The sequence below is a fragment of the Viridibacillus sp. NPDC093762 genome, assembly GCF_050279675.1.
Taxonomy (GTDB): Bacteria; Bacillota; Bacilli; order Bacillales_A; family Planococcaceae; genus Viridibacillus.
Genome location: NZ_JBNNUK010000006.1, coordinates 131,014 through 154,543, shown reverse-complemented (window position 1 = coordinate 154,543; position 23,530 = coordinate 131,014). Strand labels below are relative to the sequence as shown.

At 33.5% G+C, this 23,530-nt stretch carries 19 protein-coding genes; 12 read left to right on the top strand and 7 right to left on the bottom strand.

Features of this window, described 5'->3' with window-relative positions:
• Positions 1–258: 258 nt before the first annotated feature.
• Positions 259–1,902 carry a thiamine pyrophosphate-binding protein gene (locus ACQKM9_RS10260; RefSeq protein WP_427734266.1) on the bottom strand — a complete coding sequence of 548 codons (1,644 nt, stop codon included), beginning with the start codon at positions 1,900–1,902 and terminating at the stop codon, positions 259–261.
• 32 nt (positions 1,903–1,934) lie between these two features.
• Positions 1,935–4,709, bottom strand: a complete 2,775-nt coding sequence (locus ACQKM9_RS10255) for a bifunctional diguanylate cyclase/phosphodiesterase (RefSeq protein ID WP_427734265.1) — start codon at positions 4,707–4,709, stop codon at positions 1,935–1,937.
• Positions 4,710–5,405: 696 nt separating this feature from the next.
• Between ACQKM9_RS10255 and ACQKM9_RS10250 the strand changes: the two genes are divergently transcribed.
• From ACQKM9_RS10250 to mqo, 5 genes are all read left to right on the top strand, one after another.
• Positions 5,406–5,732 (top strand): GyrI-like domain-containing protein, encoded by a 327-nt coding sequence (locus tag ACQKM9_RS10250; RefSeq protein WP_427734310.1) that lies wholly within the window; start codon positions 5,406–5,408, stop codon positions 5,730–5,732.
• A 26-nt stretch (positions 5,733–5,758) separates the two neighbouring features.
• On the top strand, positions 5,759–6,133 hold the full coding sequence (locus ACQKM9_RS10245) for a DUF1761 domain-containing protein (RefSeq protein ID WP_427734264.1): 375 nt from the start codon (positions 5,759–5,761) through the stop codon (positions 6,131–6,133).
• A gap of 344 nt (positions 6,134–6,477) precedes the next feature.
• Positions 6,478–7,110 (top strand): hypothetical protein, encoded by a 633-nt coding sequence (locus tag ACQKM9_RS10240; protein WP_427734263.1) that lies wholly within the window; start codon positions 6,478–6,480, stop codon positions 7,108–7,110.
• A gap of 352 nt (positions 7,111–7,462) precedes the next feature.
• On the top strand, positions 7,463–7,738 hold the full coding sequence (locus tag ACQKM9_RS10235) for a hypothetical protein (RefSeq protein WP_427734262.1): 276 nt from the start codon (positions 7,463–7,465) through the stop codon (positions 7,736–7,738).
• A 797-nt stretch (positions 7,739–8,535) separates the two neighbouring features.
• Entirely contained in the window at positions 8,536–10,038 is a 1,503-nt protein-coding gene (gene mqo / locus ACQKM9_RS10230; protein ID WP_427734261.1) for a malate dehydrogenase (quinone), read from the top strand.
• A 268-nt stretch (positions 10,039–10,306) separates the two neighbouring features.
• Here mqo and ACQKM9_RS10225 read toward each other — a convergent pair whose 3' ends face one another.
• Positions 10,307–10,840 carry an ECF transporter S component gene (locus ACQKM9_RS10225; RefSeq protein WP_427734260.1) on the bottom strand — a complete coding sequence of 178 codons (534 nt, stop codon included), beginning with the start codon at positions 10,838–10,840 and terminating at the stop codon, positions 10,307–10,309.
• Positions 10,841–11,742: 902 nt separating this feature from the next.
• Between ACQKM9_RS10225 and ACQKM9_RS10220 the strand changes: the two genes are divergently transcribed.
• Positions 11,743–13,050 carry a sensor histidine kinase gene (locus ACQKM9_RS10220; RefSeq protein WP_427734259.1) on the top strand — a complete coding sequence of 436 codons (1,308 nt, stop codon included), beginning with the start codon at positions 11,743–11,745 and terminating at the stop codon, positions 13,048–13,050.
• A 144-nt stretch (positions 13,051–13,194) separates the two neighbouring features.
• Here ACQKM9_RS10220 and ACQKM9_RS10215 read toward each other — a convergent pair whose 3' ends face one another.
• From ACQKM9_RS10215 to ACQKM9_RS10205, 3 genes are all read right to left on the bottom strand, one after another.
• Positions 13,195–14,769: an L-lactate permease gene (locus ACQKM9_RS10215; protein ID WP_427734258.1), complete on the bottom strand. Its 1,575-nt coding sequence runs from the start codon at positions 14,767–14,769 to the stop codon at positions 13,195–13,197.
• A 43-nt stretch (positions 14,770–14,812) separates the two neighbouring features.
• The gene (locus ACQKM9_RS10210) at positions 14,813–15,745 is read right to left on the bottom strand and encodes an L-lactate dehydrogenase (RefSeq protein WP_427734257.1); all 933 of its coding nucleotides are present in this window, start codon (positions 15,743–15,745) and stop codon (positions 14,813–14,815) included.
• Positions 15,746–16,128: 383 nt separating this feature from the next.
• Positions 16,129–16,287 (bottom strand): YfhD family protein, encoded by a 159-nt coding sequence (locus tag ACQKM9_RS10205; RefSeq protein ID WP_427734256.1) that lies wholly within the window; start codon positions 16,285–16,287, stop codon positions 16,129–16,131.
• A gap of 210 nt (positions 16,288–16,497) precedes the next feature.
• On the opposite strand from ACQKM9_RS10205, the gene ACQKM9_RS10200 reads away from it, so the two are divergent.
• The 3 genes from ACQKM9_RS10200 (at position 16,498) to ACQKM9_RS10190 (ending at position 18,188) form a co-directional block, all read left to right on the top strand.
• Positions 16,498–16,719: a DUF2829 domain-containing protein gene (locus tag ACQKM9_RS10200; RefSeq protein WP_427734255.1), complete on the top strand. Its 222-nt coding sequence runs from the start codon at positions 16,498–16,500 to the stop codon at positions 16,717–16,719.
• Positions 16,720–16,755: 36 nt separating this feature from the next.
• Positions 16,756–17,526 carry a 3-oxoacyl-ACP reductase gene (locus ACQKM9_RS10195; RefSeq protein ID WP_427734254.1) on the top strand — a complete coding sequence of 257 codons (771 nt, stop codon included), beginning with the start codon at positions 16,756–16,758 and terminating at the stop codon, positions 17,524–17,526.
• A 152-nt stretch (positions 17,527–17,678) separates the two neighbouring features.
• Positions 17,679–18,188 carry a QueT transporter family protein gene (locus ACQKM9_RS10190; RefSeq protein ID WP_427734253.1) on the top strand — a complete coding sequence of 170 codons (510 nt, stop codon included), beginning with the start codon at positions 17,679–17,681 and terminating at the stop codon, positions 18,186–18,188.
• Between the two features lie 822 nt (positions 18,189–19,010).
• Here the strand turns inward: ACQKM9_RS10190 and psiE are convergent.
• Entirely contained in the window at positions 19,011–19,466 is a 456-nt protein-coding gene (psiE, locus tag ACQKM9_RS10185) for a phosphate-starvation-inducible protein PsiE (RefSeq protein WP_427734252.1), read from the bottom strand.
• 250 nt (positions 19,467–19,716) lie between these two features.
• On the opposite strand from psiE, the gene ACQKM9_RS10180 reads away from it, so the two are divergent.
• The 3 genes from ACQKM9_RS10180 to ACQKM9_RS10170 all read left to right on the top strand — a co-directional run bounded on the left by ACQKM9_RS10180 (position 19,717) and on the right by ACQKM9_RS10170 (position 23,507).
• On the top strand, positions 19,717–21,165 hold the full coding sequence (locus tag ACQKM9_RS10180) for a DEAD/DEAH box helicase (RefSeq protein ID WP_427734251.1): 1,449 nt from the start codon (positions 19,717–19,719) through the stop codon (positions 21,163–21,165).
• 577 nt (positions 21,166–21,742) lie between these two features.
• Positions 21,743–22,219 (top strand): hypothetical protein, encoded by a 477-nt coding sequence (locus ACQKM9_RS10175; RefSeq protein WP_427734250.1) that lies wholly within the window; start codon positions 21,743–21,745, stop codon positions 22,217–22,219.
• 298 nt (positions 22,220–22,517) lie between these two features.
• Positions 22,518–23,507, top strand: a complete 990-nt coding sequence (locus ACQKM9_RS10170; RefSeq protein ID WP_427734249.1) for an ABC transporter substrate-binding protein — start codon at positions 22,518–22,520, stop codon at positions 23,505–23,507.
• Positions 23,508–23,530 lie beyond the last annotated feature (23 nt).

Below are 23,530 nucleotides of genomic sequence, written 5' to 3'. Positions count from 1 at the left end.
CAGGGAAGTTTACAGTGTCATAGAAAATTTATCTTCATTCAGCAGAAGACTCCCACCTCTGAAGGTGGTGAGATGAATGCGGATGTTGTTCCTTTTCAGTAGGTGTCTAAACACCTACTGAATGAATATAAAGCCTCCGGATGCAATTACGCTAAGTCGAAATTGATATTTCTCTGTAAGATAAAAAAGTCATATAAAGTGAGTATGATGCCCGCTCTATATGACTTTTCATATGTAGTTATGAAACCTTAAAAGTTCTTACTTTCCAAAAGAAGACAAAAATTTAACTCGGTCTCCCATAGGAGGCGTATTATGATCTGTTAAAGCTACTTCCAAGACTGCTGGCCCATTTAAATTCAATAAGTTATTAATCATATCTTGGTTAATATCTAGTAGTTCCGTTACTCGAAAACTTGGTATATCCATAGCTGAAGCCAAAGCACTAATATTAATTGGATTTTGCTCAAAAGATGGGTGAGTACGGTGGAATTGTAGCGCATGTCCATGGTAAACCATTCCTAAACGAGCATTATTCATAACAATAAACAAAATCGGTAGATTATATTCTTTTGCTGTTAATATTTCCATTCCATGCATGAAAAAGCAACCATCACCTGTGATACATACAACAGGACGTTCAGGTTCAGCTAACTTTGAGCCAATGGCAGAACCAATCCCACTTCCCATTGCGCCAAAATGTACATTAATACTATAAGTATCATAATCTAAAACCTTCATGTGATGAATGACATAGGACATAAATTCACCAATATCAATTGCATACCTAGTGGAGGAAGGTAAATATTTTTGAATACTTAATAGAACGTTTTTCGTGTTATACTCCCCTGTATCCTCAAGAAGCTCTTTATTTTCTTTAACTTCAAGTGGAGTCCTTTTTTTTGTTACCCCTTTAGTTCTCAATTCTTCTATGAGTAATAATAAAGTTAAATTTATATCGCCAAGCACAGGTATATCAATCTCATATTTTCGATTGAAAACCGATTGATCAAAGTCCATTTGTATAGACAAACGATTTTTCGTAAGATTTAAGTTGTAGTTATTTGTTGCTGTTTCGCCTAAACTTGAACCCACGATTAATAATACTTGTCCATCGCCTTCAGCTATCAATTTTGAGGCAGCCTCGTGGCCAGCAAAACCGAAAACGCCTACTAGAAGAGGATGATCCTCTGGAATGTATCCTTTTGCTTGCGGTGTTGTTATAATAGGCCAATTTAATATTTCTGCTAACTCTAGTAATTGTTCAACTGAGTTCCGTATTCCTTGTCCTGCCAAAATGTAACCATTTTTTCTTTTTAGTAGCTCTTCAGCTACATTTTTAATGGTATCGATATTAGGAACTATAGCTGTTCTTTTAGGTGGAGCTGGTATTTCTATGTTTTGAACTATTTCGTGTTGAATATCTATTGGTATAGCAATATGTACTGGACCAGGCACTCCAGATATAGCGATTTCGGAGGCTTTTACTACTTCTTTCAGTAAATCCTTTGATTCTTTAACCGTTACACTATATTTGGTGACTGGTTGAAAGATCGGTTCAGCATCCAATTCTTGAGAAGCATTTAAACCGATTGTGTTAATTGGAACAGCACCGGTTAAAAATAAAACCGGTAAATGCTCCCGCATGGCATTTGCAGCACCTGTTACTAGGTTTGTTCCACCAGGTCCACTACAACCAATACATACACTCATCTGGTCTGTGTATTTTGCGTAAGCTGCGGCCATGTATGATGCTGCCCCTTCATGTTTTGTTACAATCGGTGTTAATTCACTCATATCATTGAGTTCATCAAAAAACGCATTGACAGAACCTGCTGGAATACCAAAAATATGTTGAACACCGTTACTTTTCAAATATTCTAAGACCGTACGAGCTGCTTTCATAATGATTCTCCTTTACTTTATAAAATAGAAAGCTAATAGAAATATTTTTTCATAATATCTTCAGCCTTCATGGGCTTACTAAAAAAATACCCTTGCATTAAATGACAATTTTGTGCCAATAAAAAATCTGCCTGTTCTTTTGTTTCAACCCCTTCAGCAATAACCTCAAGGTGTAAATTTTGAGCGAGAGTAATGATCGTATTTGTAATGGCTGCATCATCCCATAACATTTCTTGTACAAAGGATTTATCAATTTTTAATGTGGAAATCGGCAAATTTTTTAAATAACCTAAAGATGAATATCCGGTACCAAAATCATCAATAGCTAAATTTATCCCAAGTCCCTTCAATTGTGTCATTGTTTTTAATGTTAACTCTGTATTTTTAACAATTAAATTTTCTGTAAGCTCTAGTTGTAAATACTCAGGTGACAGATCTGTTTCTTTTAGGACATTTTTTACAATAGAAAATAGATTATTCTGTTCGAACTGATGGACGGATAAATTTACAGACATACTAATTAAAGGGTATCCTTGATTATGCCATTTTTTCAATTGTTTGCAAGATTCTTTAAGAACCCACTCACCTATAGGGACAATTAAACCTGTTTCTTCAGCAATTGGAATAAACTTATCTGGTGTTATCATTCCGTGTTCTCGATGATTCCACCTTAGTAAAGCTTCTACTCCCTTAAGTCTGTTTGTTTTATAGTTTATTTGTGGCTGATAGAAGATAATAAGTTCATCTTGCTCTAAAGCCTTATATAAATCATTTTCAAGTTTGATACTTTCAAAAGTTCTTGTATCCATCCCTTCGCTAAAGAAATGGTAGCTAGTACCTGGTGTTTCTTTCGATTTGTACATAGCTGTGTCTGCATTTTTGATTAACGTATCTGTAGTATCGCCGTTATCAGGAAACAGGCTTATACCAATACTTGTTTTAATATATATTTCATTGTCTATTAGGTTGAAAGGTTTAGAGAAAGAAGCATTTAAACAATTAATAACCTTCAAAATGTCATTTTCACATTTAATATTAGGTAAATAGATTGTAAATTCATCCCCTCCTTGCCGTGATACGGTTGCACCTTCTGGAACGCAAGCACTTAAACGTTTGGCAACATCTTGGAGCAATAGATCTCCATAGCTATGTCCTAGCGAATCATTTACTAACTTAAAACGGTCTAAATCCAAATATAGAACTGCTAATTTTTCTCCATTCAATTTTGCATACTTCAATCCTTGAGTTAGTCTGTCTATTAAAAGAATTCTATTTGGTAAATCCGTTAAACTATCAAAATAAGCGTGGTATTTAATCTTTTCTTCCAGTTGCTTTCTTTGAGTTATATCTTTAAATGTGACAACTTCTCCTACAATCTCGTCTCCTTCTTTTATTAAGGAGGTTACATATTCAACTGGAAAGTTGGAGTTGTCTTTTCTAAAAAACACCTTGTAGCTGTTGAAATTTGTATTTAAAAAGGATGAAACAATAATGTTGTCCTCTGTTTCACTTCCACTCATAATAATATCGACTGATTTTCCGATTAATTCTCTCTCTGTTTCATAACCCAGCATGAGTGCACCTGCTGGATTGCAGAATGTAATGTTTCGATCAAGATCTAATCCAAAGATTCCTTCACCTGCAGAATTGAGAATTAACTCTTTTTCACGGCTAAGCTGCTGTAACTCTGCTACAACTTTTTCAAGCTCTTTATTTTTGACTATTACTTCTGAGGTTCTCTCCTCGATAACGATCTCTTGCTTTTCCATAAATAAAAGGTTTGATAATGCAGATGCTGTAGTGTCAACAATTGATTGGGCTAGCTGTAATTGAGTTTCTGAATAGAAAAATGCTTTTTTTTCAAGATTAACAATAGATATTTGTCCTAAAATTTCACCCATTGAAATCAAAGGAAACATAACTAAACCGTATATGCCGAAATTGCGACAAACTTCATGATTAGGCCTTTCATCCTCAAATACATTTGGAATAAGAATTGCTTTTTTGGTTTCAAAAACCTCCTGCATTACAGCATCATTACTTTGGTCAATTTTTATTTTGTTATGTGTTTTTAGCCAATTTTCTTCTGTCCAATCACTATCCTTACTCAACTTAACCGGTTTAATTCTTTTTTCTGCTAAAGGATCTAATAAGTGAACACCTATATTGTTATTATCTAAAACCTTTTCTAAGTAGAAAAAACATTTATCAAGGCTCTCTTGTAGTGAGGAGCACATTGATAAGTCACGTGTAACATCAAGCAGCAACTGCTTTTCTTTAATGAGATGTTCTTTATGAGCTAAATTTTTTGCGTTTTGAATAGCAACGGCAGCCATATTTACATATGCCTCAACAGTTTGAATTTCTTCATCTGTTAAGTTCATTGGAATGCCATAATCAAATAAAAAAACAAGGCCAAATAACTCTTGTTCAAAGGAGATGGGAAGAGCTAATAATGATTTAATATGAAACCCCTCAACAGCTCTGGGATCAGGTCGATTATCCTTTGAGGTATTAGGAATATAGATGGTTTTCTTTGTTTCAATTACTTCTTTTGCCAGTAAATCTATTTCAGTGTCAATTACATGCATATCCAATGTCCAGCCATTAATTACTTCTGGTTTTCCTACATATCCTCTGAATGTTCCATCTTTTTGCGGCAAATAAATGCCCACAGAATCACATTTGACGATTTCTTCAGATATTGCTAGTGTTACCTGCTCCAATACTTCACGTAAATCTAGCTTCATGTTTATCATTTTCGTTATATAAGCCAGTCGAGAATACCTCGTTTGTTCCATAGACATTTAAATGAACCCCCAATCTTTTATCATTGTCCTGTATAAATTCTTGATAAATGTTTGCTTTATTCATGTTGAATAGCTCATTTTTATCATTTTACAGTAGTAATTAACAAGTAAGTAAAAAAATACAGAAATTAGTTAAAATGTCTTAAGAGCATTTTGTGTTTTAGCAATTAGCCTATTGTATGTAGGACTATCAATCCTTTCTTAAGCGAAGTTCAATTTATTCTTCCTGCTGATTTGTATTCAAATAGCGAAAGTAGATCTAAATATATTCCACAGTGGCAATGGTCTATTAAGTTGTTATATAGGAGATGAAAAGTAAACGTTCATTAAATAAAAAAATGCAAACCTCATTTAGGTGCACTAAAGTGAACCGTATCATAAGTAAATGAGGTTTTATTTTTATAGAGAGAGCCTAGCTAATTAATTTAACTAGGCCTTAGTTATTTGTAAAGAGGTAAAGGTAAATCGTATTCATATAATGCCTATTTTAAAACAAGTCAAAAAAGCTGGTGAGAAGGAGCCTATTTACAGCGATTTCCTCGAGAATATCATAATCGCAAAAAATCTAAACTAGTAAACATATATAAGAAAGAAGGAAATGAACAAAGCAATAATAATGAATTAAAATGGCTAGACTTAACAAAAGTTCAAGTTGTTCTAGTTCCAAAGTGAACAACAGTAAACAGGTATAATATTGGTTCTTATATAAATGGAATTCCAGATGTGTGGGAAGAGCTTTATCAATTGTCAAATGCGAGAGGGCTGGCCGAACAGGATACAATGATGTTCGGTGTTCCCAGGAACAATCCGTACATCACACCACCAGAGAAAAGTCGTTATGATTGTCGCATCGCTATTTCGGATCATCAGGAGCTAAAATTTGATGACGAAATGACCTATACTTTTAGTGGTGGAAAATATGGACTGTATCGCTTTGATGAGCCTGTAGAGTATAGTGAAAGAAGTGAGCGGGATACTCAATCTTACTTGCAGAATCAGTGCAATCATTTTAGCCGTTGAGCCTAAATAAAATCGGAGGGAAATGTATGTCTATTGAATTAAGTGAGTTAAATTATCTTGCTATTCTTGCTGGTGGAATCTTGTATATGATTTATGGAGCGATCTATTATTCGATAGTAGTAGGAAATGAAGATCAAAGCAAAGGTGCATTAAAATATGTAATCTCAGTAATTGTTGCATTTATAAGTTCTATTTTTATTGCTATACTCATACAAGCAACTAGCTCTAACAGTTTGTTAGAAGGTGCTGCTGTAGGAGGTATCATTGGCATTCTTATTTCAATGGTATATCTAAAAAACACTTTATTTGAACTTGTAAATAAGAGGAATTTTTTAATCGCCATCGGTGACCATTTGATTATTTTCACTTTACTAGGTGCACTTCACGGTCTTTTTGTCTAACTGTATGGCTTTATTGATTGAATCAAGTAAAAATAAGGATCTCTCAAAATAAGGGAATCCTTGTTTTTTTTCTCATTTCGTTGTGTTACGCCGAACCGTATCATAAGTAAATGAGGTTTAATAAATGAGAGTGTAAAAGGCGTTTTTTGTAATAATCTATAAAATTAATGATGTAATTTGATAAAAAGACTAGATTAAACAATTTTCTTAAATGAAAATCGTTTATTTCTGCTTTTCTATGTAAATCTTTGTCCCAACATTTACTGTAAAACTTAATACATAATATTGTCTGATTATTATGATAGTATGTGAATAGAATGATATCAACATAAAAGAGGGATGATATGACGATAGTGCCTAAGCTGGCTTCGAAGTTACAACGTCGTGATGAAGAACCAAATATTGAACTAGCACAGGAATTAGTTAACGATCATAATCTTGAAGGTATAAAAGAGGTTATACAAAACTTATCTAATAAGGATAAAGGAATTCAACAAGATTGTATTAAAGTAGCATATGAAATTGGGGAAGTTAAACCAGAGCTTATAAGTGAATTCGTTTTAACCTTTATAAATTTACTAAAAAGTAGAAATAACCGTTTAATTTGGGGTGCAATGACAGTATTATCCACCATTGCAACAGTGTCATCTACGATTATGATGGAGCATCTTGAAACGATTTTTTTAACTATGAAAACTGGCTCGGTTATTACTGTTGATAAAGGGATATTAACTTTAGCAAAGTTAGCATCCGCAAGCAAGGAAAACAATGAACGAATTTTTCCTTTCTTGCTTCATCATTTAGAAACTTGCAGATTTAAAGAACTCCCCCAACACGCTGAGAGTACTCTTATAGCTGTTAATAATGATAATAAAGAAGCATTTTTAACTGTGTTAAAGCGAAGAGAAATTGAACTCACAGCACCGCAATTAAAAAGAATTAAAAAAATTTATAAAGTACTAGGGCTGAATGTATAAAATGTGGAGGAACTATGATGAAAGAATTAAGAAAACCTCATATTGATTTATAACGGAGAACTGTAGGATAAGTAAATGAGGTTCTAATTTGTTTAACAAGTTTTTTCTAAAGTAATTATTTTGAATTTAGTAATGCCAAATTGTTGTTATATAACCATTTTGGCATTTTGTATTTCATTTAACTATTTATTCTGATGATCTATCAATGGTCGACGTTAGGATTACTAAAGCTATGACAAAAACCTAATTTCAATTACATCAGTATTCTTTGGATTTACTCAGTGCATATTTTCTGAACATATTACAATACTAAGCATTGGATCACAATATGTATGGAAAGGAATGTGGAACAATGGCTAAGCACTCGGATACAAGTTGGAAAAAGGATCATCCAAGTACTTTGTTAAGCAACTCTGTTCAAAAGGCGGATCGTGCAGTTAAGCAAGCGATGTCACACCCAGAGGAGATAGCGGTTGAGCATGCTTTCAATTCAATATCCCATGCAGAAAATGCACTCTTAAATGCAGAACAACGTCATGAGCACATGGATACAGTGGAACAAAATAAAGGTCAGTTAGAGTTGATAAGACAGCAATTGGTCAAAGCTGATGAGATTGTAAAAGAGTAGCATTATAAGACAATAACCCCGTAGGTTAACAATACTTACGAGGGTTATTTTTCTGAAGTGACGGTTAAGAAGAATTTGCTAAGTAGATACATTATTATTTTTCTTCAACATCTCTGAAAGTCGAGGTCAATTGACATGCTATTTATGCGAAATCATCATAACTAGCTAAGCGGATTAACTCGTGGTCTGCTTCTTCCTTCATTAACAGGACAAATCCTAAGTTCCCTAAATCCGTAACAAGATAAATAGATAGTAAGGAGATTACTTGATGAATGTTAAGAAATCAAGTGAAATAGCTTCCATTACGAGCCTCTAGGATGGAAATGTCTTAGAGGCTTTTTCATAATTAATGATAACGGATGCATAACTTTTTTAAGATGTTATATAATAGGTTCAATGTGTTATTTTAGCTTCATTAAATAACGAAAACTGTGGAAATTTCAGAGCTCTAGAATATGATTTTATTCTGAATATCTATATAAAGAAGTGAGAATATTTTTGGTATCTAAATATGCTAGTACAGTGCAACTAAGAAGGGTTATACTCGCTGGTAGAAGTATACCAAAATTTTAACTTTTGCAAGATGCTGAGTTAAGGGCTTTTTACTAGCTTTTAAATAGCTTATAACTATCAAATAGTAGTACATGTTTTAATTATTTCGTAACTTTGATAGACTAGGATAGAATAATGAAAAATACAGATAAGGTGTCTTCCTAGGTTGAGCCTTGTCTTGCTATGACGCCTAAGCATGAGCGCCTACATTTTTTTGAAAATTTTAGGAGATAAGGAAGGTTAATATGAGCAACAGTCAGAATAAAACAGACGTTATCTTAATTGGTGCCGGAGTCATGAGTGCGACTTTGGGATCGTTACTGAAAGAATTAGCACCAGAATGGGAAATCAAAGTGTTTGAGAAGCTCGCAGACGCGGGAGAGGAAAGCTCTAACGAATGGAATAATGCGGGAACAGGGCACGCTGCACTGTGCGAACTTAACTACACATCCGAAAAATCGGATGGCTCTATTGATATAAGCAAAGCGATAAACGTTAATGAACAATTTCAACTTTCAAGACAATTTTGGTCTTATCTTGTAAAAAGCAATCTGATTAGTAATCCACAAGACTTTATCATGCCATTGCCTCATATGAGTATGGTACAAGGCGAAAAAAATGTAGAATTTTTGAAGAAACGTCATGAAACAATGTCAAAAAATCCATTGTTCCAAGGCATGGAATTTTCTGATGATCCGGAAACATTGAAAAAATGGATTCCACTTATTATGCAAGACCGTCCAGAGAATGAAGCAATTGCGGCAACAAAAATGGACACTGGAACTGATGTTAACTTTGGAGCCTTAACGCGTATGATATTCGATAACTTAAAAACTCAAAATGTCGATATCAATTACAAACATAGTGTTGAAAGCATTAAGCGTACTAAAGATGGCTCATGGGAATTAAAAGTGCACGATATGGATGGCTGTAAAATGGAATACCATAAGGCGAAATTCGTCTTCCTTGGAGCTGGTGGAGGAAGTCTGGAGTTACTGCAAAAAACAGGTATTCCTGAAGGTAAACACATTGGTGGATTCCCAATTAGCGGATTATTCTTGGTATGTAAAAACCAAGAAGTTGCTGAGCAACATCATGCAAAAGTATACGGAAAAGCTAAAGTTGGTGCACCACCAATGTCTGTTCCGCATCTTGACACACGATATATTGAAAACAAAAAATCGTTGCTATTTGGACCGTTTGCTGGGTTCTCACCTAAGTTCTTAAAAACAGGTTCAAATATGGATTTAATTGCTTCTGTAAAACCACATAATATTACTACATTATTGGCAGCAGGAGTTAAAGAGATGGGATTGACAAAATATCTGATTCAACAACTTATGTTATCGAAAGAACAGCGAATGGAAGAGTTACGTGAGTTTATCCCGAACGCTAAGAGCGAGGATTGGGATATTGTAGTTGCTGGCCAACGTGTACAAGTTATTAAAGATACTGAAGCAGGTGGTAAAGGAACGCTTCAATTTGGTACTGAAGTTGTAAGTGCTGCTGATGGTTCAATTGCTGCATTACTAGGTGCTTCTCCGGGTGCTTCTACTGCTGTTCACGTTATGCTTGAGGTATTAAATAAATGCTTCCCGCAACATATAAAAGAGTGGGAACCGAAAATAAAAGAAATGATTCCTTCTTATGGCGTATCACTAGCGAATAACCCAGAGTTTTTCCAAGAAATTCATAATTCAACAGCACAGACGCTTTGTCTAAGCGAAGACTTGCAAGATGATAATTAATTTTTGGATGTAGAAATAAATGTACTGAATGAAATAAAACATAAAACCTTTGATCAATCTTTGGATTAATCAAAGGTTCTTTTTTTTAAAACTCGCGGTTACTCTGGACCGTATCAAAAGTAATTAAGTTCTTTTCAATTTGAAATTTGGAGTTTAGTGAAAAGTAAAAGAAGGAGAATGTTTGATATACATAGCGTGCTCCTCTTTTTATGAAATTGAAAACAATGTTTATAAGAATCTATTTGTGTTGTTGTGCATCTTTTTAAAATTATTTAAAAAATGGAAGTTTTTTTAGGACAGCACAAACTGGAATGGCCGCACAGATTCCTACAACATTTTGAACAATGTTTCCGGGAATAGAAGCCATTGGTACAATCCAACTACTGAATATAACTCCTTCACAAATGTAATATCCAGCTATCATAAATGGAACTGAAATAATAGTAGCGAAGAGATTGAAACCCATACTACGTCCGTTGCGACCATTTGACCAGGCAATTTTCCCAACTATATAGCCTTGCAAGCCGCGCGTTAAAATGGTGAATGGTGCCCATAATGTCCAACCGGAGATTAAATCAAATAACCCCATCCCAACGGCACCAGCGATGGCGCCTTTTTTAGGCCCAAATAAGATTGAAACAATAAAGAGCATAGCTGTTCCAAGATGAACTAAACCGCCATTTGCCGTAATAGGTAGTTTGATATTTAACAAGAGCGTGGCAACAAATACAAGTGCAATTAACATTGATGTTAAAATTAAATTAAAAGTACGTGCGTTTGAATAACTTGTTGTTTTTTGCATAGTCATTAACCTTCCTTATCTTTTCTTTATAGGTATCGGACATAGTAGCGTAAAATTGTCATTTCCTTTGGTTCGTAACGACTGAATATTTAGAATAATGTAATTGCAAATTCACCATAGATACCGTTATTTTTACTAGTACATAATCAAAGAGCGTAGTCAAAACTTGTGAAAATTATTTCCCATAATAGAATCCTTTCACTTAAATCAATTTCATCAATTACTGATAACCTTAGCAAAGGATTGGTGTTTTTAAAAGTACCAATTTAACATAAAACTTAGATGCCAGTTTGAAGAATAACTATAAAAATTAAATGTTGAACCCATCATGAAATAAAGAATTCTAGATTTAAAATTAGATGAATAATGCCATAAAAAAGAACCTTGAAATTGATATGTAGAGTCCTATAGTTTTTTAGGTTTTTTTAAAAAAATTAATAAAATAAAAATTGCACTTAGTTATTTCATCGTGAACCGTAGCACAAAGAAAGGCCAAAAATAAAATCAATTTAATTAACAAAGAGAATGGCATGATGATTAATGATGTTATTTTTCTCATTTCATCCATTCCTATTTCACTATTGGAAGAATATCCATAAAAAGGATTGTTGTATCCGTGCAATACAATGCTAAATTTTGATAGTTTATTATAAATTATCTTAGTCTTTTCAATTAAAAATTGATTTTGAGAATTTTTCGCAGTAGTATATATAGGCTATATCTTTAAGAAAATTTGATTAAACAAACAAGTAATTTTGATATTTACTATAATATAGTGCTATTGTTGGAAAGTAAGTTCTTGATTCCATTTAATAAGCAAATGAATATTTTATAAGAAATCTGTATGATCTATTTCATTATTTATCTTTTCAATTAAAAACGATGAGGAAGTACCAGTTTGTATGAAAAATCGTAAAATAAAGTTAATTTTATTGTTATCTACTGTCTTATTATTAGTGTTTACCAGTTTAAATATCCTTACTTCTTATGTGAAGATGAAAAGGACTGTTGAAGAGTCAATCGCAAACCAAAGCCTTGAAGCTGCAAAGTCGATTGCGTCAGAGATAGATATTGAAGAATATCAACAATTTTTGAATAATCCTGTGAGAAACGATTATTATTGGTATCTAAGAAGCTACCTAAATGATGCAAGAGAAAAACTGGGCGCTTTATATGTATATACATTAGAAATTGATAATCCGAAGATATCAAAAGCAATGATAGTGGGGCTACCCAAAGAAATAAAAAAGGGCTTTAACATTGGTGAGTTTTGTACAGTACCTGAAGAGCAGGTCAAAAAAGCCTATGAAGGAAGTACATATGTGACAGATGTAATTGAAGATCCAGAGTATGGGGGTTATCTGTCTGTTGGTGTGCCAATACAGGATGAAATGGGAAAGGTAATTGGATACCTAGGTATCGATATTAGTACTGATAAACTTGATGATATAAAAGTAAAAGTACTGGCAAATAACATCCATCTTTTCGTTTATAATGGTGTATTTATTTTGGTCGTAATTGGTTCCTTTTTTTTATTACAAAGATGGTATCAAAAAGAAGTAGCTAAAGAAGTAGGGGATACGGAAGATACGTACCAAGCGGAAATTAGAACATTAATTACTTCTATATCCTCTTTAAGGCATGATTTCACCAACCATATTCAAGTTTTACATGGACTTCTGCAATTAGGAGAATCTGATCAGGCGCAACAATACTTATCATCTCTGTCTAAAGAAGTTCAAGCAATTGAATCTTTAAAATTAAATATAGATCATCCTGGTCTTTCTATATTATTGCAAACAAAGAAACTCGCTGCACAAAATTATAATATTGATATGGATTTTACGATTTCTCATGATTCATTCGATAAAATAAAAACAACAGATTTAATCAAAATATTATCGAATTTAATTGATAATGCTATTGATGCAACAGTAGAATTACCTGAAGCCAAACGTAAAATAACGATTAGCTGTAAAGCCGGTGATGCGCAATATGTATTTAAGATAACGAATACGGGACCGAAGATTATCGATAATGAACATATCTATAAACAAGGGTATTCAACAAAAAAAGAAGAACATGGGAAAATCAGAGGGCAAGGTTTATTTATTGTGCATGAAATAGTGAATAAATATAGTGGGAAAATCTCAATTGATTCAACAAATGAATTAGAGACGACTGCCATTGTGGAAATCCCACTAAAGTAAATCAGAGTATAAATGTAAGCTTCCTACTATTAGTTGTAGGAAGTTTTTTTAAATCTCACTACTTCTTTACAGGAGTTCCTTTGAGCATATCCGTCGAAAAGGAAAAAGGGCTTTCATCTGTAATGATGAAAGCCTCAACTAATTTTAATAAAAAATGGATAATATAAACGTCCAAATACAAACAAATGCAAGTAGTGCAACGCTGTATTTTAAAGTCATTTTCGTTAATTCGGACTCCTTACCAGTTTGACCAACAGCAGCAGTTGCGATGGCGATGGATTGTGGGGAAATTAATTTTCCCATTACCCCTCCAGCTGTATTTGCGGATACTAATAAAGCAGAATCTACTCCAATAATGTTACCTGCTGTAGCTTGAATTGGTGCAAACAAAGTATTGTTATTAACAACCGATCCAGTCATAAATACCCCAATCCATCCTAGTATTGGTGATAAAAATGGGAAGAAATTACCTGTAGTTGCTACGGCTTCACCTAATGCACTTGTTAATCCTGCATAAGTCATTAGCTTAGCAATTCCAAGAATGGCACAAATCATCACAATTGGAATCCAAAATTCTGAAATTGTTCTTCTTAAAAGTTTAAAACCATGACCGAAACCAATAGCCTTTGTTGTGAATATAGTTGTTAAAGCTGCTAGTAATATTGCTGTACCTGTTGCACTTATTAATTCAATGCTTGAACTTAATGTAGATCCAGGTATGCCAAATGTTACTTTAGTAAAGGCCAGTGCCCCACCTTCCGCAAACAAAGCTTTAAAAGGTGGAATACTCCATATTAAGACAAATAAACTTAATAAATAAAACGGAGACCAAGCCTTAATCACATCCCCAGTTGTATGTTTTTCAATTTTAACCTCTTTATTGTTGAGTAAGAAGATATTCTTTGGTTTCCATTTTTTTGAGAATAAAGCCAAAATCCCCATCGCAAGTAACGGAGGGATAATATCAGCTAATTCAGGACCTATGGAAATGGTGATTATTGCTTGTGTCACCGTATAGGTAGTAGATACAACGAGAATAGCTGGTAGTGTTTCTTTAATCCCCTTTAACCCATCAATTAAGAAGATAAGTAAGAAGGGAATTGTAAAATTAATAATAGGTAAGGTTAATGCTGTCATCGTGGAAACGTCCATGGTAGTTACATTACCTTCTAAATTTAATGTACCAGTAATTGCGACAGGTATCCCAATTGCACCAAACGCTCCAGAGGCCCCATTTGCTATAAGACAGAGCATAGCGGCTTGTAGAGGTTTAAATCCTAACGAAACCAATAGTACCGCACAGATTGCAATTGGAACACCAAAACCAGCTGCTCCTTCAAGGAATGCATTAAAACAAAAGCCAACTAGCAGTAGCTGCAGTCGTTGATCTTGTGAAATACCAGCAATACTTGCGCGTAATACATCAAATTTCCCCGAGTCAACTGAGATTTTATATAACCAAACCGCCATAACAATAATATAACCAATGGGCCATATTCCTTGAATAGTACCTTGAATGACACTCCCAACTGATTCGCTAAAAGGCAATTTGAACACCATCATTGCGATAAAAAAGGTAATGACTAAATTTAATAATGCTGCATAAATACCTTTCATTTTAAATACGGTCAAACACAAAATAAAAACAATAATTGGAATCGAAGCAACCATTGAGGAAATAAGTAGTTGATCAAAGGGGTTGTAAGTTTCTACCAACATGGTCCATGGCTCCTTTGTTAGAAATTCTTACGCCATTTAGGGATTACTTCCAAAATGGAGATTGAACTTCTTTCAATGTTTTTACGGAATTCGCCAACTTTTCCTTTTCTTCAGGGTTTAAAGTAAGTTCTACGATACTCTTTCTGCCCCCACGATTAATGATTGTAGGAACACCAACATATATATTGCTGTGACCATATTCTCCTTCTAACAATGAGCCAACTGGTAATACAACGTCTTCATTTCGCAAAATGGCTTTTGTTATTCGAGCTAGCCCCATTGCGATTCCATAATAAGTAGCTCCTTTTGACTCAATAATTGCATAAGCTGCATCGCGAACTTGGACAAAAATTTCATCTTTTCTTTGATCAGTTAAATCAGATGCAATTAACTTCCCTGAAATGTTAGCAGTACTCCAAACTGGAAGTTCTGAATCGCCGTGTTCGCCAATGATATAAGCATGAACACTTGTTGGTGCTACACCAAATTCTTCACCCAAAAAAAAACGGAATCGAGCAGAGTCTAAAATAGTACCTGAACCAATAACTCTTTCTTTCGGTAGACCAGAGTATTGCCAAGTTGCATAAGCTAAAATATCTACTGGGTTGGAAGCGACTAAGAATATGCCATTGAATCCAGAATCCATAATGCTTCCAACAATGGATTTAAAAATAGCAAGGTTTTTACTTACAAGGTCAAGGCGTGTTTCACCAGGTTTTTGTGCTGCACCTGCACAGATAACAACGAGTGCGGCATCTTTACAATCACTGTAATGCCCATATTTAATTTTTTGAGGTATTGGTGCGTAAACAAGTCCATGATTCAAATCCATTGCATCAGCTTTTGTTTTAGCTTCGTTTATATCAACAAGTACAAGTTCTTCACATATACCTTGATTAATCAACGCATACGCATAACTAGATCCCACTGCACCTGTCCCAACTAATACAACTTTATCTCCTTGTGTAAAATTCATCTTACATTCCTCCAATTCAATTTTTATATATTTACTATGCGTATCATTTGTTTAAAAGAATTTTTATAAATGAATAAGCGTAGTTTGGCAATGTTTATTTGTAATATACCTTGAGGTATTTAAAGAAGTATTCCATTTTAGTTAATTCAAAAAAAACCCATTGGATGCTAATCCAATGGGTTTTTTTGATCATTGCATGGAAAATTCTTTTTTTGATATAGAAATATCCATTTCAGATTTTTTAATGAACATCTTAAATGGATAGTTGTTCTATTGCCTTCTCCAAATAACTCATCAATTCATCGAAAAATATTATAACTGAATTCAAATTCCATTAAAGGAGAAATAATTTCCTCTATACACATTGATTACCGATAAAATAACTATTTTTTTCGTTTGCTTTTGGTAACCAATGTATCGAGTTCAGCCAACTCTTGAGAGAACTCCTCATTCACCTTGTTCGGGGCTATTTTTTGATTTTTAGGTGTTTGAGGTAATGTACCCTTGTTCTGACTTTTCCCTTGTTTATTGTCTCTTCCCATTCTAAATCTCTCCTTTCATTTTGAATTATTCTTAATATGGCATTGATACATTTTTTTATCACAACAAAATAAGCAGTTGATAATTAAGAAATTCATCAAGTACAATGATAAACTTGACTGTACAAACTTTAGTTGTAAAAAATTATTCAATGCAGTATACTTTTCCCGGTAAAGAACGCATGCTATTACTGAGATAAAGGATGAGTATAAGTGACTTTTGAAGAGGTATTACCACGTTTAAAGGCTGGCGAGAAAGTAATTCGTAAAGGTTGGGGCAGTGCCGAATTGTATGTGAAGCTTGTTGGGCAAAGCGAACATGATGGCGAGAATTTAAACCCATACTTTTTAATTAATGTACAAGGTGAGGGCTATACAATGTTCACACCAACAGTATGTGACTTATTAGCGGAAGATTGGATAATCGTCGATTAATAGGAAAAGCTCATGAGAAATCATGGGCTTTTTGTTATGAGGAGTGAAGTTTTGAAATTTGATGAGTACACAGGAAAAACAGTATTTGTAACAGGTGCTTCATCTGGCATTGGACAGGCTCAGGCAATTGCTTTTTTAGAAAATGGTGCGAATGTATTTGGTTTTGATTTAGATGAGCAGGGTTTAATAAGCATTAATCAAAAATATGGTGCACGCTTTGCTTACTCAGTGGGTAGTGTTTGCATTAAATCAGATGTTGTGCAAGCGAGTAACGAAGCTATGGCTACATTCAAGCAAATAGATATTTTATTGAATACGGCTGGAGTTTTAGATGGATTTGCGAAAACACTGGATACGGATGAGGATCTTTGGGATAAAATTATGAACACGAATGTAAAGGGTACTTATTTTGTAACGAATGCAATTTTACAGCAAATGTTAAAGCGAAAATCAGGAGTAATCGTTAATATGGCATCAATTGCAGGGCTTGTGGCAGGCGGTGGTGGTGCAGCTTATACAGCCTCTAAACATGCAATTGTTGGTTATACAAAGCAGTTAGATCAAGATTATTGTCGTGAAGGAATTCGTGCAAATGCGATTGCACCTGGTGCAATTCAAACACCGATGAATAAGGCTGATTTTGAAGGAGACGGTGAAATAGCAAAATGGGTAGCAAAAGAAACACCAGCGGGACGTTGGGCTCAACCAAATGAAGTAGCAAATTTAACGCTTTATTTGGCTAGTCAAGCATCTGATTATATTCATGGGGCGGTTGTACCGATTGATGGTGGATGGACTGCGAGATAACCTTGTTCAATATTAAATTCTTCTGATATAATACGCAAGTAAGCAAATATAGCTTGCACTACGGCACTTCAGATAGGGCGATAGGCTCTCTTCCTTTGGTCGTAGTTATTACTAGAATAGCGGATGTGCTATTTTACAAAGGAGAATTAAAATTGAATACGTCTATTTCAAAGGATTCACCACGTATTTCTGTAAGTGAACTTACAAAGATTTCACTTGTAGCAGCCGTATATGTGGCAGTGACTGTTTTATTGTCAGTCATTAGTTTTGGAGCAGTGCAATTACGTTTATCCGAGATGTTTAACTATCTGGCATTGTATAACAAGCGCTATGTTGTGGCAGTAACAGTAGGAGTAATACTTGCAAATTTCATGTCACCAACTTGGGTACTAGATGTACCAATCGGTGGGATTTCTACTTTTCTTGTATTAATTCTTTGTCGTACAATAACTAAAAAAATAACAAATGATGTTTTGAAGATGGTAATTACTGCATTGATTTTTTCTATATCAATGTTTACAGTTGCAGGACAATTAACGATTCTTTATGACCTTCCATTTTGGCCGACTTGGTTAACAGTAGGGATTGGTGAGTTATTGTCTATGATTGTTGGAGGTATTACTATTTACTTATTAAATAAAAGAATTGATTTATCAAAATAATTTAAAACACGTTCGCATTAGCGAGTGTGTTTTTTTTTGTATAGAGCTGAATTGTTAAACATTGCATTTTTCCCCTAAAGCAGATATTGTAACTCTTTTTAGTTTAGTTAAATATTATAAATAGTGCTTAAAAGTAGGTATTTAAAGTGACTACAACTTTAAGTTTTTCTGGTCGGAAATGTAGAGGATTCACCCTGAGCAATTAGATTCAAACAGTATGGATGAAATTTTAAGTATTGATAACAGTTCAATAATAAAGCTAAATAAAATAATAGTTCGTTGGATTGATCAATAAGTAACTGAACAGGTTGAGTAATGTGGGATTAGCATGGCATGGAAACTTTATTTTCCAACTGGGAGGTCTTGTCCGCCCAAAGTATATGTAGAACTTGGAATTTCACCAGGATTAACGATTTATAGGTAACGTAAGATGCAATTATCTTGGCATAAAAATTAATTGATTATAGAGTAGGTTTACATACTACTCATAAGTTGGGCCAATTGTTGCAGTTAAGCGGACTAACATTAAAAATAATGATTATTGCTTGGGAAATTAAATAATTACTTTGCTATAAAACTAGGAGCCTTACTACAAGTAGGTACGGTTTTTTTAGTTGACTGTTAGTATAAAAGGAATACTGAAAGAACCTGAATAACTTTATTTTCATAACACATGTCATTTTTAATGGGAATTTTATTATGTATCAATAGGTTTATGTTATTGATATTGTGAAAGTTTTTACTTAAATCATTTGAACATATTAGTTGAATAGTAAAATTCAAATATAATGCTATTAAAATAATTTAAACTTCTAAGGGATACTAGTTTTTTTCTTTCTTGTTAAAGAACCATAAATGGATAGGTCTTTCTAGCGGCGTAATATTGATAATGAAGTAACCTATAATCAGAATTAAAATTATGAGTGAATAAATTAATGTATCGGTAGGGTGATCATGCTCAACAATAATAAGGCGAATCATTGCAGTAATGCCGATATATATAAAATATCTAAGTGGGAAATGGTAATCTTCTTTGAAATATTTCACAATCATCGTGATAAATTCGAAGTACAAAAAGAAGATAAGGATATTTTCGAGGAATAGCTTATAGTCACTACTACCATGAGTCATTAAAATCTCTAAGAACACTACTATCTCTTTCACAAGTAAGAGTGATAAAATGAGCGCTAAAATAACTAGACAAAAATTTAGGAATAGCTGTAAAAATACTGGTATTTTCTTTATTATCACAGACAATTTCACGTTGTTATTATTCATTTGATTCTCCTATTCTATTTTAATTTTTTTAAAAGTTAGCATGGAGAAATAATGATGCCATTACAGTCTATGAGAAGAGACCTTAATTGATGAGAAATCACTTTGAGTACATCATTAAAATCTTATTGGTTATATTATTAGTGGCAGAAATGCATGTGCAGGTGAAATTTCGAGTATAATGTAAGTTTGTATAAGATAATCATCTATTTGGAAATATTAATAGTAAATAATTTAAAAATGAGGCTTAGTTATGAGTGGAAAAAGTTTTAAAGATTATAAATTAAGTAATGAAATCGTAAATGCGCTAAATAGCTTAGAATACAAAAATCCAACAGAAGTTCAAAGTAAAGTTATACCGCTTGTATTAGAGAATAAGGATCTTGTTGTGAAATCTCAAACGGGTAGTGGTAAAACGGCCTCTTATGGGATTCCAATTTGTGAATTAGTTGATTGGAAAGAGAATAAACCACAAGCTCTAATCTTAACACCAACGAGAGAACTTGCTGTTCAAGTCAAAGAGGATTTCACAAATTTAGGTAGATATAAACGAATTAAAGCAACGGCTGTTTATGGTAAACAACCTTTTGCCATCCAAAAGACAGAATTAAAGCAAAAAACACATGTAGTAGTTGGTACTCCGGGTCGTGTCATGGATCATATTGAAAAAGGCACTCTAGCATTGGATCAGATTCGCTATCTTGTTATAGATGAAGCAGATGAAATGTTGAATATGGGGTTCATTGAACAAGTGGAGGCAATTATTAAAGAATTGCCACGAAAACGAGTGACGATGTTATTTTCAGCTACTTTGCCAGAGGCTGTTAAAAACTTAGCTCTTAACTATATGAAAAAACCTACTGATATTGAGATTAAAGCTACTGGACTTACAACTGATAAAATTGACCATGCTTTAGTCGTAGTGGAGGAAAATAATAAACTTTCTGCTATTCAAGATTTAACGATTGTTGAAAATCCAGATAGTTGTATTATTTTTTGCCGAACAAAAGACAGAGTAGATACTTTGTGCGAACAATTAGCCGATTCAGGCTATAGCTGCGATAAAATTCACGGTGGCATGGTACAAGATATTCGTCTCGAAGTGATGAGTGATTTTAAGCGAGGAGATTTCCGTTATTTAATAGCGACAGATGTAGCTGCTAGAGGAATTGATATTGATAATATTACACATGTCATTAATTACGATCTTCCTTTAGAAAAAGAAAGTTATGTCCATCGTACAGGAAGAACGGGACGAGCAGGTCAAAAAGGAAAAGCCATCACGTTAGTGACACCATTTGAAGATAAGTTTTTAAGTGAAATTGAAGAGTATATTGGTTTTAAAATTCCGCACATGGAAGTTCCATCAAAAGAAGAAGTTTTAAATAAAAAATCTGATTTTGAAGCAAAAATGAATATTGAGCCAATGTTGAAAAAGGCGAAAAGCGAAAAATTAAACAAACAAATCATGAAATTATATTTTAATGGTGGTAAGAAAAAGAAACTGAGAGCAGTAGATTTTGTTGGGACGATTGCGAAAATTGACGGTGTTACAGTAGAGGATATTGGCATCATTACAATTTTAGATGCATTTTCTTATGTTGAAATATTGAATGATAAAGGTCCAATTGTGTTGAAAAACATGAAGAATACGACTATAAAAGGTAAGTTGTTAAAAGTCTACGAAGCAAATAAGAAATAGATTTTTAATGTAGGTGACAACCGAACGATAAAGTTAAATCTGAAACTTAATGATAATGGAGTTAGTAGTAATTAAACTTCATTTTAGATACTTCACAAAAAACCGTACCTTAAACAGGTACGGTTCTTTCTTTGGACTTGATAGAGGTTCCGCAACTACTATGACATCTTCCACAATCACCTGAACATTAATACACTATCAAGCACAAAGTAATTGAGGCGACCTTTACTTGAAGATATAAATTCCCTACAGGAAAGTCCATGTTATACCTGTCATTTTAGACAAATAAAGAGAGTTTGTTTTTACAATATCGAGCTTACGAAATGAAACATTTATCTTATCCTCATCAAAATTAGGCATTCTTTAATAATCTACTCAGGGAATTTATACGAAAGTTATAGATAAATCCATTCCAAACCGATAAAATTTGTCGGTTCTTTTGTCTTTTATCAACGAAACATAACTCTGCTGATTACCAAATTGGGCGGTTAATGGGAATGACTTGCTACCATAGCGTTATATTGTAATTTCCTTTAAAATTAAATATGTTATTTATTAGTTGCTAAAGGAGAAAAAAATGTCACCTATCTATTTTCCTCCATCATTTTGTGGGGATAAAGCTAAACTTCAGTTAAAAAAGGATTTAGAATTAATACATCCAGATCAATGTATTCCAAAAGGCGAGCAATGTAGAGTCAATGAAATTAAAGACTATGCTTATTTCCTTAAATTTCAAAATTTAGAGGAGCCAATAAGGCTTAAAGAATCTATTTTAGAAGCACATTTTGACATTTTAGATGAAGGCATAAAAGATTGGCAGGTTGAGAATTATGAACTGCTAATAAAAGCTAAGTCTCAAAAGGTTAAGTTAGCCAAGGAATTGATTATCAAGGATGTAGTAACTATATATGCTGGCAAAGAGTTTTTCCCTATAGGATATATTGGTTATAAAGGCTATAAATATTGGAATTTATATGATGGGGAAACACATGAAAAGTTGCTAAATTTACGTGATGAGGAGTATATGAGTTATTTTTCAGACAATGAGCTTTAATTACTTTATATATAATATCACTAGCTTAGATTTAATTTGACTTTTTAAAATAATTTAGTTCATTATATGTAGAATTTTAGATAAATTAACATATATTTCACTAAAACTGCACTCTAAGTAGTGCGGTTTTTTTAATCCTGTTGTATTCTGAATGTTTTGGTTATTTTAAGTTAATTAGGTTTACAGTATTCTTTCGAAAGTATTTGAAAAAGTAGTTGTAAACATTTTCATTGTCTGGTATATTTCTAATTGATAATGATAATTATTTTCAATTAAAATAGATGGGGGATTTTTTAAAATGAAAAAAAGTTTATATGGAGCTGCATTCTTATCTGCTCTACTTGTATTAGGTGGATGTGCAGAGGATAAAGCAGAACCAGAAACGGCAAAAGAAAAAGTTGTCGCTAATCAAGATAGTGATGCTGCAAAATCTAAAAGTGATAACAAAGTATCTAGTGAACATATAGCAAAAGTAGAGAAATTAGTAAAACAATTTCCAGCAGAACAACCGACATCAATCGTCACAACATCTGTCTCGATTTTAGAAATGATGAAAATTTTAGATGTAAAACCAGTAGGGATACCAACTTCAACACACAAATTACCTGAGGGATTCGATAAGATTGAGCAAATCGGTTCTCCTATGGAGCCAGATGTAGAGAAAGTGGTAAGCCTTAAACCTGACATCTTAATCGGACCGGAATCGATTAAAGACAGTTTAGAAAAGAAGATAAAAAACAGTAAAGTAGCAACTGCATATATTCCAACAGATTCTTATGAAGATCTAAAAATTTCTCTTGAAGTAATGGGGAAAGTTTTACATAAGGAAGATGCAGCAAAAACGTATCTTTCACAATTAGAAGAGAAAGAAACAGCAGTATTAGAAGATGTGAAAGGTAAAGACTCATCTAAAGTAATGGTGTTATTTGGTTCAGGAGAGTCATTTATGTTAATGAGTGAAAAAACATATGTTGGTAGTTTAGTGAAGAAGTTAGGCGCTACGAATATAGTTAATGAAACGTTAAAATCAACAGAAGCATATGTACCGATGAATATGGAAGATGTAGTTGCCTCAAATCCAGATGCAATCCTTCTTGTTTCACACGGTGATCCAACAGCAGCATTAGAACAGTTTAAAGCAGAAGTGAAGAAGAATGGCGCTTGGGAGAAGTTACAAGCCTTTAAAGAAGATCGCGTTCAAGCCCTTGACTATGAAGTATTCGGTTATGCTTCAATTGAAAAAGCAACAACAGGATTAGAGCAGTTAAACGAAATTTTATATAAGTAATATGACTTAGGATGAGGGTTGGG